At 38.0% G+C, this 17,634-nt stretch carries 12 protein-coding genes; all 12 read left to right on the forward strand.

What is annotated here, in order from left to right:
• Positions 1 to 392 precede the first annotated feature (392 nt).
• Complete coding sequence (gene bioB / locus ACUTSE_RS16720; protein ID WP_445641058.1) at positions 393 to 1,376, forward strand: biotin synthase BioB; 984 nt, start codon at positions 393 to 395, stop codon at positions 1,374 to 1,376.
• Positions 1,377 to 1,988: 612 nt separating this feature from the next.
• A complete protein-coding gene (locus tag ACUTSE_RS16725) occupies positions 1,989 to 2,435 on the forward strand; it encodes a hypothetical protein (RefSeq protein ID WP_002991197.1) in 447 nt (148 codons plus the stop codon).
• Between the two features lie 64 nt (positions 2,436 to 2,499).
• On the forward strand, positions 2,500 to 3,147 hold the full coding sequence (locus ACUTSE_RS16730) for an RDD family protein (protein ID WP_445641059.1): 648 nt from the start codon (positions 2,500 to 2,502) through the stop codon (positions 3,145 to 3,147).
• Positions 3,148 to 3,323: 176 nt separating this feature from the next.
• Positions 3,324 to 4,454 carry a sensor histidine kinase gene (locus ACUTSE_RS16735; RefSeq protein ID WP_002991201.1) on the forward strand — a complete coding sequence of 377 codons (1,131 nt, stop codon included), beginning with the start codon at positions 3,324 to 3,326 and terminating at the stop codon, positions 4,452 to 4,454.
• 11 nt (positions 4,455 to 4,465) lie between these two features.
• Positions 4,466 to 5,221, forward strand: coding sequence for a LytR/AlgR family response regulator transcription factor (locus tag ACUTSE_RS16740; RefSeq protein ID WP_445641060.1), 756 nt, complete (start codon positions 4,466 to 4,468; stop codon positions 5,219 to 5,221).
• A 144-nt stretch (positions 5,222 to 5,365) separates the two neighbouring features.
• On the forward strand, positions 5,366 to 6,559 hold the full coding sequence (locus ACUTSE_RS16745) for an efflux RND transporter periplasmic adaptor subunit (protein WP_002991204.1): 1,194 nt from the start codon (positions 5,366 to 5,368) through the stop codon (positions 6,557 to 6,559).
• A 56-nt stretch (positions 6,560 to 6,615) separates the two neighbouring features.
• On the forward strand, positions 6,616 to 9,771 hold the full coding sequence (locus ACUTSE_RS16750; RefSeq protein ID WP_445641061.1) for an efflux RND transporter permease subunit: 3,156 nt from the start codon (positions 6,616 to 6,618) through the stop codon (positions 9,769 to 9,771).
• 13 nt (positions 9,772 to 9,784) lie between these two features.
• Positions 9,785 to 11,176, forward strand: a complete 1,392-nt coding sequence (locus tag ACUTSE_RS16755) for an efflux transporter outer membrane subunit (protein ID WP_259190638.1) — start codon at positions 9,785 to 9,787, stop codon at positions 11,174 to 11,176.
• Between the two features lie 171 nt (positions 11,177 to 11,347).
• Positions 11,348 to 12,484 carry a biotin attachment protein gene (locus tag ACUTSE_RS16760; protein WP_445641062.1) on the forward strand — a complete coding sequence of 379 codons (1,137 nt, stop codon included), beginning with the start codon at positions 11,348 to 11,350 and terminating at the stop codon, positions 12,482 to 12,484.
• A 98-nt stretch (positions 12,485 to 12,582) separates the two neighbouring features.
• A complete protein-coding gene (locus ACUTSE_RS16765) occupies positions 12,583 to 12,996 on the forward strand; it encodes an HYC_CC_PP family protein (RefSeq protein WP_115089767.1) in 414 nt (137 codons plus the stop codon).
• A gap of 81 nt (positions 12,997 to 13,077) precedes the next feature.
• On the forward strand, positions 13,078 to 14,466 hold the full coding sequence (locus ACUTSE_RS16770; RefSeq protein WP_445641063.1) for a TolC family protein: 1,389 nt from the start codon (positions 13,078 to 13,080) through the stop codon (positions 14,464 to 14,466).
• Between the two features lie 6 nt (positions 14,467 to 14,472).
• Positions 14,473 to 17,631: an efflux RND transporter permease subunit gene (locus ACUTSE_RS16775; RefSeq protein WP_445641064.1), complete on the forward strand. Its 3,159-nt coding sequence runs from the start codon at positions 14,473 to 14,475 to the stop codon at positions 17,629 to 17,631.
• The last annotated feature ends 3 nt before the right edge of the window (positions 17,632 to 17,634 follow it).

Consider the following 17,634-nt stretch of genomic DNA (forward strand, 5'->3'; position numbering starts at 1 on the left):
AGCGTAAAACGCCTTTACAAAAGACAATTTAACCCCAACGTAAGTCAAATAAAGAGCGTCAAATGTTTGAAAAGGCTGTAAAAATAAAAGGTGTTTGAGCGTAGCGAGTTCTTTTATTTTCAGCCTTAAAAACTAATTTGACCTTTATTTGGGTTAGTTGAAGGGGTTTTTGTTTCTTTTTTACCCTTTAAAAAAGAAAGGGATTCTCTTTGTGAGATTTATCGATTAAAGAAGGGTTTTTACTCCTCAGAACTTTGCAAAAAAGCGAAAAAGCCATTTCACAACCTAACTCTCCTCTCGAAACTGGTCTAGTTCTTTTTTAAAAACCGGATGCCCTCTAGCAGTCTTATCCATACTATTTTTGGCGCTTAACTAATAAAACAAATAAGAAGATGAAAGAAAGTAAAGCACCAATCCGAAATAATTGGACGGCTGAAGAAATACAAGAAATCTATGATTTACCGATTATGGAGTTGGTGTATCAAGCTGCAACTGTACACAGGCAATATCACAATCCATTAGAAGTTCAGGTTAGTACTTTGCTTTCCATAAAAACAGGAGGGTGCCCAGAAGATTGTTCCTATTGTGGGCAAGCGGCTCGTTATCATACCGATATTAAAGTACAGCGATTACTGCCTTTAGAAACCGTTTTAACCCATGCTAAAAAAGCCAAAGCCAATGGATCCTCTCGTTTTTGTATGGCTGCAGCATGGCGTGAGGTTCGCGATAACCGAGACTTTGATAAAGTCATTGACATGGTAAAAGGAGTGAATGCTTTAGATATGGAGGTTTGTTGTACGCTGGGTATGTTAACAGATGATCAGGCAAAGCGTTTACAAGAAGCGGGTTTATATGCCTATAACCACAATATAGATACGTCTGAAAATCATTATAAGGATATAATCTCTACCCGAACGTTTGATCAACGCTTAAATACAATTAACTCCGTGCGTAAAGCGGGAATTACCGTATGTTCTGGAGGGATTATAGGCCTTGGAGAAACAAATGAAGATCGTATTTCGATGCTATTAACTTTAGCAACGATGGACAAACATCCAGAATCTGTTCCTATTAATGCATTAGCTCGTGTAAAAGGAACCCCTATGGAAGATATGCCGAAAACGGATATCTGGGAAATGGTGCGCATGATTGCTACCACGCGTATTGTTATACCCACCACTATGGTTCGCTTAAGTGCGGGGCGTTTAGAGATGAATGAAGCAGAACAGGGTTGGTGTTTTTTAGCTGGTGCAAACTCTATTTTTGCGGGAGAAGAAGAAACTTTACTCGTTACACCGAATCCGTCGTTGAGTGAAGACCAACAATTATTTCAAAAATTAGGACTAAAACCGATGGTTTTAGCAGGAAAAAAGTAGTAGAAAAAAGTATAAGCACATAATTGTAAAAAAAGTTCCTATTTTTTTTAAAAAATAGGAACTTTTTTGTTTCCCAGGAAATTGGTAATTTTTAGTAAAATATTCTAAACATTATTTAGATTGATTTAAAGGAATTAAGGTAAGATTAGCCTAAGATTATGAAATATTTATCCTGAAGCTACTGAAAAAATAAATGAACTAAAAAAGATACAGTATGTTAATATAATGATAATATTTGGCTTTTTCTTAGATAAACAATAGGTAAATATTTGATTTTAAGTCTGCTGAGATTTTGAGAAATTGCTTCACTCTAAATATCGGCAAAGTATTGTAAATACTGATGATATTTGTCATTTTTGCCCCTTGATTTATCCGATACTTTTGTGACTAGTTAATAAGTAATAAAGACGTCTTTTTAAAATTTAATTTATTGTTTTAACTATTATTCTTAAACATACTTGCTTAATTAGGTTAAAGTGTGAGTATGCATGTAAATATTAATAAAAAAATCTTTTTTTAGATTTTTTTTAGTAAATTAGATACGATGTAAAAAAGTAGTTTAAAACAAAAAATTAAAAGTAACTGTTGTTTAACCCCTTAATAGACTATGTTATGAAAAAAGTTTTAAAATGGACAATGGCTGTCATGATTGCAGCTAGTCTTGGATCGCTATTAATTAGTTGTAGCAAAGAAGATGGTAGCAATGAAATCGAAACAAAGTCGATTAAATTGGTGAAGGAGGATAATTTGGAAAAGAATTGGATTGCCGCTCATTTTGTTTTTGATGAGTCGTGTAAAGGAGCAAAAAAGTTGGCCTATCAACTTTCATCTGTGCACATTACACTCAAAGACAATAAGTTTACAGCTGTAGATAAGTACAGCTTGGGTGAAGATCAAGGTTCTTGGGTATTAGAAGGTAATTTAATTAAAATGTCTAGTACAAGTTTGGGTGAAAATTTTCAATTTAGAATCAAAGAATTGAAAAATAACGAATTGATTGTTGAGGTGCTAAACCATGACGATTTAAAAGAAATTGAATTGGTCTCTTTTGACAAATAAAATTGTAAAAAAGTGTTGTGAGGATATCGAATGCTTTTGTATGTTTACATAAAGAAATAATGCTATGGATACAAAATATTTTATCGTTCGCAACAGTGAAAAACAAGGACCTTATGCAAAGAGTGAATTGGTCAATATTGGTATTACTGCTCAAACCTTAGTATGGTATGAAGGTTTAGCCAATTGGACAGAAGCACGCTATATAGAAGATTTGCAAGATATCTTTCAGTATAAACCGATGCACGTACAAGGAGAGAATAATGCCCAAGTATATGAAGAAAGAATTGGTAACGTTGTTTATCATGCAGATAAAATGCGCGTTACGCTCTTTACACCTCAAGGTGAAATTTATTATGAGTATGCTAATTTTGGTGATCGATTTGTTGCTTTGATATTGGATCGATTGATTTGTTTAGTTGCTAGTATCATTCCCCTTGTAGGCCCTTGGTTGTATTATGCTATTCTGCATTCAAGTGAAGGACAAGCAACGGTGGGACAACGAGCAATGAATATCCGCTGCTTGAGCATGGAAGGGAATTCAATAGATTTCGGACAAGCAACAGGGCGTTTCTTTATGTCGATTGTTTCGAGTATGATATTCTGTATTGGTTATCTCTTGTTCTTTGGAAATGACAAAAAACAAACCTTGCACGATAGCGTTGCTAAAACAATAGTTGTAAAGGAGATAGGAAGAAAAAAATACAATTTCTAAAAAAGAATAAAAACAAAAGCTAGTGAGATCCGCTAGCTTTTTTTATACCTTTTGTGTACTTTGGTAAGGAATGTCAAGATACAGTAGTACATTTGTACGATTCAACGTATAATTATTCCTGTTGAGTTATTTATCTCAACGATTCGGTAAAAAGTCACTTACTTTTGATAACAAATATGGAAAGAAAGGTAGAAAAAAATAATATAGATCAATCGCTATTTACAAAGCATTATCGGCTAGTTGTTATTCCTGCCGTTTTTGTATTGTATCTATTTTCTCATTTTTTATTGAATCCATACGACCCTGAATGGTATACTAGCATAGATACAGATAGTTTTTGGCAATCGGGAATTATGATTTTGGTGTATTGTACACTGATTAGTGAAATCAGTTTGCGATTGAGCCATGCTTTGAATAAAGTATTGCCCTGGACGAAGTATGCTTCCTGGCGTGTTGTTGTTCAGCTCTTGTTGTTGATTATCTTTATTTTCCTTGTTTATTGTATACTCAATATCGCTTATTTGGTATGGATACCTTATGAACCAGGAGAGATTTTAGATTTAGAAGCTAAAATTGATATCTGGCAGTCTTTGTTGATTAGTATCAATACTGGAATTTTTATTAGTGTGATTCACACGGGCTATTTTTTAATTAAAAACTGGAAAAACTCAATGATGGATGCAGCTGAATTAAAGCTCAAAGCAGAACAGTTAGAACGCATTGCAAGTCAGGCTGAATTAGAAACGCTGAAAATGCAATTAGATCCTCATTTTTTATTTAATAATTTTAGCACACTGTCCGAATTAGTGATTGAAGATCAGCAGGTAGCGGTCAAGTTTATTGATCATTTGGCTTTGGTCTATCGCTATATGCTTTCAAATGTCAGAAAGAATAGCATCAGCCTAAAAGAGGAGATAAGCTTTGTAGAATCGTATTTTTACTTGATTAAAGAGCGAATGGGACGCAAGGTGGAGCTAATTATCGATATTCCAGAAAACGTTCAAAATACACAAGCTGTAGCGCCAATTGCCTTGCAACTTTTGGTTGAAAACGCAGTGAAACACAATACGGCATCCAAAGAACACCCCCTTGTTATTCACATCGAAGTAGTGAATCAATATGTGGTTGTCCGCAATAATTTACAAAAGCTAGTGGTCGAATTGCCTTCCTCAAAAGTAGGGTTGGATAATATCGTTGATCGCTATCGTTTGTTGAGTCAATTGGATGTTGAAATAACAAGTACAACGGAAGAGTTTATAGTGAAGTTACCCTTGTTAGCAGTTAGAGAAAGAAGTTACACCAATTAAAAAATAGGGATATGAAGGTATTGATTGTAGAAGATGAAGAAAGAAATGCAAATAAACTCATGCGTCTCTTGCATCAAATTGACCCCACAATCGAAGTATTGGCAGTAGTCGAAGGAATACAGTCGGCAGTGAGTTGGTTGCAATCGCATGCGGATCCAGATCTTATTTTTATGGATATTCGCCTAGAAGACGGTCTTTGTTTTGAAATATTCGAACAAATTCAAGTGAATATTCCCGTTATTTTTACCACATCGTATGATGAGTACGCCCTAAAAGCATTTAAGGTTAATAGTATTGACTACTTAATGAAACCCGTGCAAGAAGAGGATTTGGTTCAAGCATTGGCAAAATACAAAAGTTTGAATCCCGCGGGATTGAATGATTCTATTCAACATATTTTGGGAAGTTTAAACAAAAAGGAAATTGTTTATCGTTCCCGTTTTTTAATTCCTTACAAAGATGGTTTTAAAACAGTCAAAGTAGAAGAAATTGACTATATCTATTCCGAGTTGAAAATTACGCATTTGGTATTGAAAGACAAAAGCGAAATCATCATCGGCCAAACGATGGAAGAAGTAGAAGAGGAACTAGACCCTCTTGTGTTTTTCAGAGCGAATAGACAACATATCTTACATATCGATAGTATCCACAATATTCAAAATTACTACAATGGGAAGCTTAAAGTTACCCTTGTTCAAGACCCTCAACGCGAAATAATAATCAGTCGAGAAAAGTCCCCCCTATTTAAAAATTGGTTGAATTCATAAGGCTACTTCGGTAGCTTTTTTTAGTTGCCCCCTACAGATTAGTCCGCGGTTTTTACGGTTCAGGAACCAATTTTTACACTTCAAAATAAAAAAAAAGTGTTGAAAATCTCTTTTTTTCATTTTTGTTGTGAAATATGAAAATTTATGAATAGAGTTTATAGAAACCTAAGCGTATTGGCTTATGTAGGGCTAACAGTAATTACCCTGCTCACGGCAGTAGGGTGTAAGCAGGCATCAAGTGATTCTGCACCAATGGGAGGACATCTTGAAGTAAAAACAGAGGTTGTAGAACGTGGAGACGCAGAAGTAGTACACAGTTATACCGCTTCTTTACAAGGAAAGGTTAACGTAGAAGTTCGAGCACAAGCTTCGGGCTATATCAATAAAATTGTTGTCAAAGAAGGGAGCTATGTCAAAAAAGGACAAGCGTTATTTTTGATTGATCCACAACCATACCAAATCAAGTTACAAAATGCAGAAGCGACGTTAAAAGCAGCAGCTGCAGAATTGGTGAATGCTCAATTGGAACAAGATAAAGTAAAATCACTAGTAGAAAACAAGTTTGTCTCTCCTATTCAATTACAAACTGCAAATGCAGCGCTAGATAGCGCAAAAGCGATGGTAGCACAAGCCAAAGCGGCTGTTGCAGAAGCCAAATTGAATTTGAGCTATTGTACAGTGGTCGCTCCAGTGGATGGATTCTTAGGACGAATTCCCAAGTTAGTTGGAAACTTAGTAACAGCAGGCGAGGCAGAACCTTTGACTACCATGTCTGATATTTCCCAGATTTACGCTTATTTTTCAGTAACAGAGGCAGATTACTTTGATTTGATTAAAGGAAGCAACGGAGAACAAGAGGTTTTACCGATGGATATTGAATTGAAATTGAGCAACGGTGATACGTATCCATTACATGGAAAAGTGGATATGATCAACGGTGAATTTGATAAGGCTACCAATGCATTAAGCGTACGTGCTGTATTTGAGAATCCAGACAAATTATTGCGAAATGGCGGAACGGGAATTGTCAATTTAGTAGCGAAGAAAAATGATGTCTTGCAAATTCCAATCGCAGCAACAATGGATTTACAAAATAAAGTGTTTGCGTATGTACTTGGAAAAGACAATCAAGTAGAGCAAAGACAGTTGAAAATTGTGGGTAAAAACTTGCATACTTATTTTGTTCAAGGCGGTATCGAAAGCGGAGAAGTAATCGTTACAACGGGATTAGATAAAATAGCCGATGGCGATAAAGTTCAGCCGTTAACTGCAACGTCCAATGAGCAAATTAGCGCAGTAAAAGAAGAAGAAACGGCGCGTGAAGCTTCGGTTTTATAACGTTCATCCTTCCCCAAAAAACAAACAACAAAGATTCAATTTAACAAGGTAATTTCATGCTAAAAAAAATAATTCACAGGCCTGTTTTGGCTACCGTGATTTCTGTTATATTGGTAATCTTAGGTCTTGTAGGACTGAAAGAATTACCTGTACAGCAGTTCCCCGATATTGCACCGCCTAGTGTAGCTGTGCATGCATCTTATCCAGGAGGGAATGCTGAAACTGTACTAAAATCAGTGGTTACTCCTTTAGAGGAAGTCATCAATGGAGTAGAGCGAATGACTCACATCGAATCTACAGCCAGTAATGATGGTACAGCGACTATTACAGTCTTTTTTGAATTGGGTACAGATCCCGATCAAGCTGCAGTAAACGTACAAAATAGAGTTGCACAAGTACAGGGAATCCTACCAGAAGAGGTAATCCGTGCAGGGGTGAATACCCAAAAGGAGCAACGCGGGATGATTATGGTGATTGACCTCATCAGTGATGATGCGGAGCTATATGATGAAACTTTCGTTCAAAACTACGCGAGAATTAACGTGGTACGTGCTTTGAAGCGTATCAAAGGAGTAGGAAACGTACAGCTTTTTGGAGAGAAAGACTACGCCATGCGTGTTTGGTTGGATCCTCATAAATTGGCAAATCGCGGGTTAACCCCTTCGGATGTAGAACGCGTGATTCAGAATCAAAGTTTGGAAGTTGCTGCAGGTAACTTAGGACAAAATGCCGGTGGTGCAGTTCAATATACATTAACATATCCTGGGAAATACAATACACCAGAACAGTTTGAACAAATTGTTGTTCAGGCAGATAGTAACGGAAATGTTTTATACCTGAAAGATATTGCTCGCATTGAATTTGGAGCAGTAGCGTATGATGAAGAAAATAAAGTAAATGGAAAAGAAGCGGTTTCTATGGCGGTTTTCCAAACGAATGGATCGAATGCCAATGAAATTCAAACGCAAATCTATGGCGTATTAGAGGAGTTAAAACCTCAATTGCCAAAAGGGTTGAATTACAACGTAACCTTTGCGAGTAAAACGCAATTAGATGAATCAATTAATCAGGTAAAAACCACGTTAATTGAAGCTTTCTTATTGGTGTTTTTAATTGTGTATTTGTTCTTACAAGATTTTAGATCGACGTTAATTCCTGCTATTGCAGTGCCAGTTTCCTTGATTGGAACCTTGTTCTTCCTTAATATGCTGGGATTCTCCATCAATATGTTGACGCTCTTTGCCTTAGTGCTCGCCATTGGAATTGTAGTGGATGATGCCATTGTCGTAGTGGAGGCAGTCCATGCCACCATGATGATTGATGGATTAAATGCTAAAGATGCAACTTCCAAAGCGATGAGTGAGATTACAGGGGCTATTATCTCAATTACCTTGGTAATGTCTGCGGTATTCTTACCAGTAGGATTCATGACAGGACCAGTTGGGGTTTTCTATCAACAGTTTGCCTTTACCCTCGCGATTGCTATTTTAATTTCGGCAGTAAATGCCTTGACTCTGAGTCCGGCTTTATGTGCGTTGTTATTAAAGAACCACTATACTGATGAGCACGGTGAAACAAGTAAAAAAGGATTTTTAGCTCGTTTCTTCTCTAGCTTCAACAACGGATTCAATGCGTTAACTGATCGCTATGTAGGAGGAATTCGCTTCTTATTAAAAAGAAAAGTACTAGGAGCTTCTTTGATCTTGGGATCAATTGTCGCTATGGTTTTATTGATGAATACAACGCCTAAGGGATTCATTCCAAATGAAGACCAAGGTTTTGCCATGTTTGCGTTGTCTTTGCCTCCGGGATCTTCTATTGATCGTACAACAAAAGTATTGAAAGAAGGAGATGATATTATGCGCAGTCACCCAGCAATTAAATCGGTAACGACAATTTCAGGATTTAATATTTTGGGTAATGCTGCCAGTCCAGCTTATGGAATGGGATTCATCGCTTTCAAAGACAGAGATGAACGCGGAGAAGTAACCGATATCAATGAAATCTTAGCCGATATCAATGGACAACTATCGACGATTAAAGAAGGTGATTTCTTTGTCTTTGCTAATCCGACAGTACCTGGATTTGGGGATTTCGATGGATTGGAATTAGTGGTTCAAGATAGAAAAGGAGGAACAATTAATGAATTTGCAGATGTTGTAACGCAGTTTAATGCAGATTTAAGTGCATCAGATGAGGTGGTACAAGCTTTTACCATGTTTAAGGCAGACTTTCCGATGTATAAGATTGTTGTTGACCCAGTGAAAGCGAAGATGCATGGCGTAGAAGTGAGCGATATGATGGCTGCGGTACAATTGTTTTACGGAAGTGCACAAGTAAATGACTTCAACCGCTTTGGAAAACAGTTTAAAGTGTTTGTACAAGGAGATGCGCCATTTAGAGCCAATGAAGATTCATTTAAGACCTTGTATGTCCATACACAATTGGGTGAAATGATTCCGATTAGCTCGTTAGCAAAACTAGAAAAAGTATATGGCCCACAAGCGATTAGTAGACATAACTTATTCAATGCGATTACAGTAAACGGTATTATTAGCCCAGGAGTTAGTACGGGAGATGCCATGGCTAAAGTAGAACAGATTGCCTCAGAGAAATTACCTACAGGGTATGGAATTGAATGGTTGGGATTGAGTAAAGAAGAAAAGCAATCCGGAAATCAGATGGTTTTCATCTTTGGATTGTCTATTTTATTCGTGTATTTCATTCTAGCTGCACAATACGAAAGTTACATCTTGCCATTGGTAGTCTTATTCTCTTTACCTGTTGGTATTATAGGTGTCTTTCTCGCCATTGGAGCCGTGGGGATTGCCAATAATATTTATGTACAAGTTGGACTCATCATGCTCGTCGGTTTATTGGCGAAGAATGCCATCTTGATTGTGGAATTTGCCGTACAGCGAAGAAATGCTGGATTATCCATTGTGGAGGCTGCATTAGAAGCTTCGCGCTTGCGTCTGCGTCCAATCTTGATGACCTCTTTTGCCTTTGTTGCCGGTTTAGTGCCTTTGATGTTCGTACAAGGATCATCTGCTCAAGGAAACCACTCCATTAGTATTGGTACAGCTGGAGGAATGTTCTTTGGTGTTGTACTAGGTGTATTTGTTATCCCAATTTTGTATGTATTCTTCCAATACATTCAAGAGAAAATTTCAGGCGCACCAACAGCAACAGAACAACCAACAGAAGTTTAAAAAGAAATTTGAAATGAAAAAATACGTATATATCATACCCCTTGCTTTGGTCTTTACTGCTTGTAAAGTTGGAAAAGATTATGAGCGACCTGCTTTGGATACTCCGGATCAATTTTATGTCAATCCGCAGGTTGATAGTTCAGCCAATACCATGGCTGAGTTATCTTGGCAAAACTTTTTTGGTCAGGAGGAGTTAGCGCATTATGTTCAATTGGCTTTGGATCAAAATACCGATTTACAATTAGCCATTAAAAATATAGACCAGGTAAATTTGCTATACAAACAGTCTAAAATGGCCTTGTTGCCTAGCTTAACCATGCAGGCAACCGGAAATCACACGGAGTGGTCTAAGAACAGCGAGATTGCACAAACAGGAGTTTCGCGTATTAGCAAGGATTATACTGCCCGTTTAGATTTGTCATGGGAATTGGATGTTTGGGGAAAGCTTAGACGAGAAAAAGAAGCAGCTTTGGCTTCTTATATGCAAACACAAGAAGTAAAAAGAGCCATTCAAAATAGATTAGTAGCTGAAGTAGCTACGGCTTATATCAATTTGTTGATGTTGGATGAGCAGTTGCGCATTGCAGAAGAAGGCTTGGTGCTACGCGAAAAAACATTCGCCTTGACGCAAAAAATGTATGAGATCGGAAACGAATCAAGTATAGCGGTTCAACAAGCAGAAGCCCAATGGTTAGAAGCGCAGGAATTACTTCCGCAAATCGAACAAGAAATTGCGTTGCAGGAAAGCGCCTTAGGCGTTTTACTCAATCATTTTCCACAAAAGATTCAACGTACAACTTCTATTAATGCATTGCAATTTTCAACGGATTTGAATACAGGTGTACCTGCGGAATTCCTAAGTCAACGCCCGGATATTCAAATTGCAGAATTAGAATTGAGAAAAGCGAACGCAAAAGCAGGAGCTGCACAAGGAGAGATGTATCCGAGCTTAACTATTTCAGCTCAAGGTGGATTGAATGCGATCGAAGCTTCTCAATGGTTTAATACCCCTGCTTCTTTATTTGGAACGGTAATCGGAGGATTGGTACAACCCATTTTTCAACAGAAAAAATTGAGAACGGCCTATGAAATTGCTGTAATTGAAAGAGAAAAAGCAGCCATTAGCTTTAAAAATGCGGTTGTAGTTGGTTATGCTGATGTGCATGATGCTTTGGTGAAAATGGATAAATTGCAAGAAAGAGAAAAAGTAGTACAACAACGCGTCCTACTTTTAAATACGTCCTTGGACAATATTCAAGTGATGTTTGGATTGGATAAAGCTTCTTATTTAGAAGTGGTGAATGCGCAAGCATTAGCCTTGCAAAGTAATTTAAACTATGCAGAATTAAAACGCGACTATTTAGCGTCAAAAATTGATTTATACCGTGCTTTAGGCGGACACTAATTACAAGTGTTGTTGTGAATAAAAAAAGACTGGCTTCTTCTCTTTTGAGGAAGTCAGTTTTTGTTTTTAGACGATTTGAAGGTGTGTAGAAGAAAATGAAAATCGAGCGTGAAAAGAACTTTAAAATCGGAGGATTGTTAGTTATATTTGTAACTCTTATTGAAACAAGTTATGAAGAATACAAAAGTTAGAGCGCAACAAATTATTATGACGGTGGGCTGTATTGTTTTTTTGGTTTGGGTGGGCATTCGCGGAATGAATGAACGCGCAGGTGAAACAAAAGAAACGAATACAACAGGAGAAGAACAGTTGCCTCTTGCTTCAGAAGGCGTACAGGTGCAACCTGTTTCAGAAGAGGTTATTGTTGTCAATCAAACCTATGCAACACAAATGGCTTCAGCGCCCTCTATTGCGATGCGTGCAGATAGAGGAGGAGAACTCGTACAGTTAAAAGTAGATGTCAATAGTCGCATTGAAGTAGGACAGGAAATTGCCTTGATGCGTGTAACGCAAGGAGATACGCTTGGTTTAGGCAAAGCGACGCGAAAAGCAAAAGAAGCGAAGCAAGTGGTCAAAGAGCAATTGGAACAACTATTGGCGATTGATCGAGGGGAAGATGGAACAGAAGCCAAAGATAAATATGAAAAGCAGTATGAGGCCTACAATACAGCTAAAAAAGAAGCTGCTGCGTATGAGGAACAAATCAATAAAATAACTTCATCGGCGAATGTTGTTGCAGTAGAAAAAGCAATCAAAGCCACTAGTGCAGGGGTTGTAAAACAGATTCTAGTAGGAGCAGGTAGAACCATTGAGGTGAATCAACCTTTATTAATGTTGCAACAAGGTCAAGCGAAATCAGTACAAATTGCAGTGACGAGTGAGAACTATTTACTCTTGCGCAATCATTTACAACAAACAAGAGCCAAAGTTGTTTTTCAAGATCAATCTGCTCTACAATTACCCGCTTCTGTTTTGGAATCTTTTACGCAACAATCCATTAATGAAGACGGAAAAATAATCATGACCTTGAATGTATCTTCTATTCCCAATATACAAGATATTCGAAAACTAGACCTGAGTATTTTAAATATACCAACGAAAGTATTGGATGAAAAAGCGCTGTTCACGCGTGATAATACAACGTATATCTGGACGGTAAATGATGCCAATTTAGTTGAGGCAACGCCTGTTGTGGTTGTGAAAAAAGAAGGTGGAAAAGCGTATGTACAAAAAGGAAATTCCACTTGGAATCGCATCTTAGTGGGCGATTTAAAAACCGTAAAAGAAGGCGATACGTTCGAAAAATAACCTTCCCTAAGTTGTAGGCTTCTTTGTGAAATTATACAACAGATTCCAAAAATTATGTAATACTCTTTTGTGTAGGAGTTGATATCTTCGCCCTATATATGAAGAGAATATTAGTCATACTATTTGGTATTATGTACTTCTTTTTAGCCTCTGGCTTTAGTACATATCAGCACATCTGTAAAGGATTGGTGCAGCAAACGAGTATGGCTTTTGCTCAAAACGCAGAAGAAAATTGTGCATTCTGTAGCAAAAAAGGAAAAACGGTTAACGAACCAAAGAAGAATTGCTGTCAAGACAAAGTTGAAGTTGTAAAAGTAAAGTCGGAAGTACAGAATTCAACATTTAAGGTGCTTAAAGTTTCGTTTTTTGTTGATGCTATCTTGCACCGTTATTTTGGTGCAGTGTACGAATTTATTGCTGCACCAAAAGAGGTATTAAATCCCTATATATATTACCTGTATGTAACAAAGGAAATTCCTTTGTATATCAAGCATTGCGTGTATCGAATTTGATTTATACAAGACACTTTGAAGGTATCTGTCCCTTAGGATAGATACGGCTGAGTTATTGTATAATTAAACGCGTGATTTGAAATGAAATTCAATACAATAGCGTGCGTTGTTTTATGGTGTGCAGCAAGTGCTGTATCTGCCCAAACACTTACTTTGGAACAGGCCATTGAGCAAGTTACCCAACGCTATCCCCTCATAAAAAGTAAAGAAGCCCAACTACAAGCTTCCATTTACAATACCCAAAACCAAAAGGGAAATTATTTTCCAGATTTAACGTTCGGTGCTCAACAAAGCTACGGAACAATTAATGCACAAAACGGACCTTTATACGCCTACGGCGGATTAGGCTCTGCAGCTACTTCTATGCCTTTGACAGAACAGAATTGGAATGCAGCCTTTGGATCGTTGTATTTTGCCAATGTCAATTGGAATTTATTTTCCTTTGGTAAAACACGCCAAGGCGTAGCCATGACAAAAGCCCAACAAGGCGTCGCTCAACAAGATCTAGCTCAAGAGATTTTCAAGCAGCAAGTGAAGGCGAGTGCCACTTATTTTAATTTACTAGCAGCACAACGCATTGTTGAGGTACAACAGCGAAATCTAGAGCGCGCAAAAGTGTTCTATACGGTTACGGCTGCAAAAGTAAAGAGTGGATTAATTGCTCAAGTTGATGAGCGCTTGGCGCAAGCTGAAGTAGCTTTTGCAGAAACAACCTACATTAAAGCGTATGACAAAGAATTAGAATGGGACAAACAACTTTCTGATTTATTGGATATCGAGCGTCAATCATATGAATTAGATTCACTTTTCTATACAGCGAAGCCGCTGGTATTTGAACAAGAATATACCTTAGAGCATCATCCCATTTTACAATGGCAAGAACAACGCGTGAAGCAAAGCCAAACGATGGAAAAACTCGTACATCGCGGCAGTTTACCTCAGTTGAACGCATTTGGAATTATTCAAGGTAGAGGCTCTGGTTTCGATTGGAACTACGTACAAGATAATACTGCATTTACTAAGAACTACAGCAATGGCGTAGGAATTGATCGCAGTAATTATTTGGTAGGATTGCAGTTGACGTGGAATATTTCGCATTTTTTCCGAACAACATCCAAAGTAAAAGAGCAAGAAAAAATTTCTCAAAGCTTGCAAGAGGAATATGCAAAAATGGATCGTGAATTAACAAACCAAGTGTTGTTAACGAAAGAGCAGTATGATAATGCGACGAGCATTTTGACACACAGTACAATTGAAGTACAGGCGGCTACTGTTGCTTTTAATCAGCAACAAGCCTTGTATGAAAATGGGTTGAGCGATTTAGTGGCTTTTACTCAAGCTTTGTACACGTTACAACGTGCTGAAATTGCATTTGAAGTGGCTCAAAATAACATTTGGCAAGCACTTTTAATGCAAGCTTCTGCTCAAGGAGATATTCAACTTTTAGTCAACGCTATTCCCCAAAAATAATAGAATATGAATTTAATTCGTTTTGCCTTGCGCAAACCGATATCTATTATGGTATTGGTTATAGGCTTGTTGTTCTTTGGATTTAAATCATCCAAAGAGATTCAGGTGGATATTTTACCTGAAATGAATTTACCTGTGGTGTATATTGCCCATTCATTTAATGGATATACGCCACAACAAATGGAAGGTTATTTTACTAAGATGTATGTAAATATGATGCTTTTTGCCAATGGGATTAAAAGTATCGATACTAAAAATACACAAGGATTAACCTTAATGAAAATTGAGTTTTACGAAGGAACAGATATGGGAGAGGCGATTGCTTCTATCTCAGCCCTGTCCAACCGTTCTGTGATTTTCTTACCTCCAGGCGCTCCACCGCCATTCATTATTCGTTTTGATGCCTCTTCTCAACCTGTGGGACAGTTGGTGTTTCGCTCTGAAACAAAAACGAATAACGAATTGCAAGATATCGCCAATTTCGTGGCACGTCCTTTCTTGATTAAAATTCCAGGAATGACAACGGCACCTCCTTTTGGTGGTTCCCCACGTACGATTGAGATTAATATTGATCCGAATAAACTGCGCACGCATCAGATGAGTCCTGAACAAATCGTGGAGGCGATAAGCAGACAAAACGTAACCATGCCATCAGGAAACGTATATGTAGGGGAAAAGAATTACTTGACTCCGACCAATAATACGCTTAAAACGGTGGAAGAATTTGGTGATATTCCGTTGTTTAAAGGACAAGTAGACAACGTTTATTTACGCGATGTAGCCACGGTAAAAGATGGAGCTGATATTACGACTGGATATGCACTTGTGGACGGAAAACGCTCGGTTTACATTAATATAGCCAAGTCAGGGAAAGCCTCTACGTATGATGTTGTACAACAGTTGAAAAAGTCAATTCCACATATTCAGAATAACCTACCGGATGATGTGAAAATTTCGTACGAATTTGACCAATCAGTCAATGTAATTAATGCGGTAAAAAGCTTAATTGTAGAAGGTGTTCTAGGGGCGTTATTAACAGGATTAATGGTCTTGTTGTTCTTGCGTGACCCAAGAGGAGCCTTGATTGTAATTATGACGATTCCAATTGCCATTATTTCCTCTGTTTTATTCTTGAAATTATTTGGACAAACCATCAATATCATGACGTTGTCTGGATTGGCTTTAGCTATTGGTATTTTGGTAGATGAGAGTACGGTAACCATTGAGAATATACACCAGCATTTTGCCCTCGGTAAGAGTAAGGTCCAAGCCATTTGGGATGCCTGTAAGGAGATTGCCTTTCCAAAGCTATTAATTCTATTCAGCATCTTAGCCGTGTTTGCCCCTGCATTCATGATGACGGGTATTCCAGGTGCCTTATTTATGCCTTTGGCCATGGCTATTGGATTTGCGATGACCGTTTCTTTCTTGCTTTCCCAGACGTTCGTGCCTATTATGGCGAATTGGATCATGAAATACAATCCAGAGAAACACGCAATTTCGGAAGAAGCTAAAGGATTTGATAAATTCAAGAATCGCATGGTGGCTCAAATTGAGAAACTGATGCCTTTGAAGAAAATTATTGCCGTGGGTTCTATTGTATTTGCTTTGTTAGCCGTGGCGTTTATGTATCAAAACATCGGTAAAGACGTTTTGCCAACGGTGAATTCAAGTCAGGTACAAATGCGTATTACTGCACCAGAAGGAACGCGTATTGAGCATACCGAAATGAAGGTGAAAAAGTTATTAGCTGAGTTAGAAGATTTATTTGGCAAGGATAAGATTGCTATTTCATCTGCCTTTGTGGGACAACATCCTTCTTCGTTTGCCGTGAGTCCAATCTACCTGTATAATGCAGGTCCACATGAAGCCTCTATGCAGATTGCCTTTAAAGACTTTAGCGGAAATACAGATGAATTAAAAGATCAAATCCGCGAGCGCATCCAAGCGACATTGCCTGAATTGAAATTGACGTTTGAACCGATCGAATTGACGGAGAAAATTTTAAGTCAAGGAACGAATACGCCAATCGAAATCCGCATTTCAGGGATGATGCGTAAAATGAATATGATGACTGCTAATAAGCTATTGACGAAGTTGAAGGACATCGATTATATGCGTGATCAGCAGATGCCAATTTCGATGAATTATCCCGCGTATGAAATTAATATTGACCGTGTTCGCGCCGCTCAATTGGGATTAGATGCAATGGATATTGCTAAATCATTGGTTGCTACAACGGCTTCTTCTCGCTATACAAACCGCAATATGTGGGTAGGGGGTATGATGGGAATTGCCTATGACGTACAAGTACAAATGCCCCAGAATCAATTGAATAGCAAAGAAGAGTTAGAGAATATTCCTTTGAGTAAAAATGCAGATCGTCCTGTATTGAGTGATGTAGCAACGATTACAGAGTCTAAAGTATTGGCAGAGAGTTATAACGAAGGAACGATGGGGTATGTAACTGTAATAGCGAACGTGCATAAAACCGACTTGAATCGCGCCAAAGAAGATGTAGAAAAAGCGATTGCTGAATTGGGAGAATTACCTAAAGGAGTAAACGTAGAATTGATGGGAATGGCACCTGTATTGGACGATACAATGAAAAGTTTAGCCGGTGGTTTATTGGTGGCTATTGTTGTGATTTTCTTGATGCTTACGGCTAATTTCCAATCGTTTAAAGTGTCGTTTGTAATCTTAACTACGGTGCCTTTCGTAATGTTGGGGTCTTTGTTACTGCTCAAAGCAACTGGATCCACAGTGAACTTACAGTCCTACATGGGAATTATCATGTCTGTCGGAGTATCCATTGCGAATGCTGTACTCTTGATTAACAACGCAGAAACGCTGCGCAAGATTGGATGGACCTCTACAGCCGCAGCCATTGAAGCAACTAAATTGCGTATTCGCCCAATTGCCATGACTACTTTAGCGATGATTGCAGGAATGCTACCGATGGCTATCGGACATGGAGAAGGAAGTGAGCAAGTAGCTCCATTAGGACGAGCTGTAATTGGTGGATTGTTAGCCTCAACCATTTCGGTATTGGTGATTTTACCCATGGTATTTGCTTGGGTAATGAATAAAGTAAACAGACAATCTCCTTCTTTAGATCCAGAAGATACCGAAAGCATTCACTATATACCGACTGAAAACAAATAAGAA

This window comes from Myroides sp. TSA_177.3 (assembly GCF_052691955.1).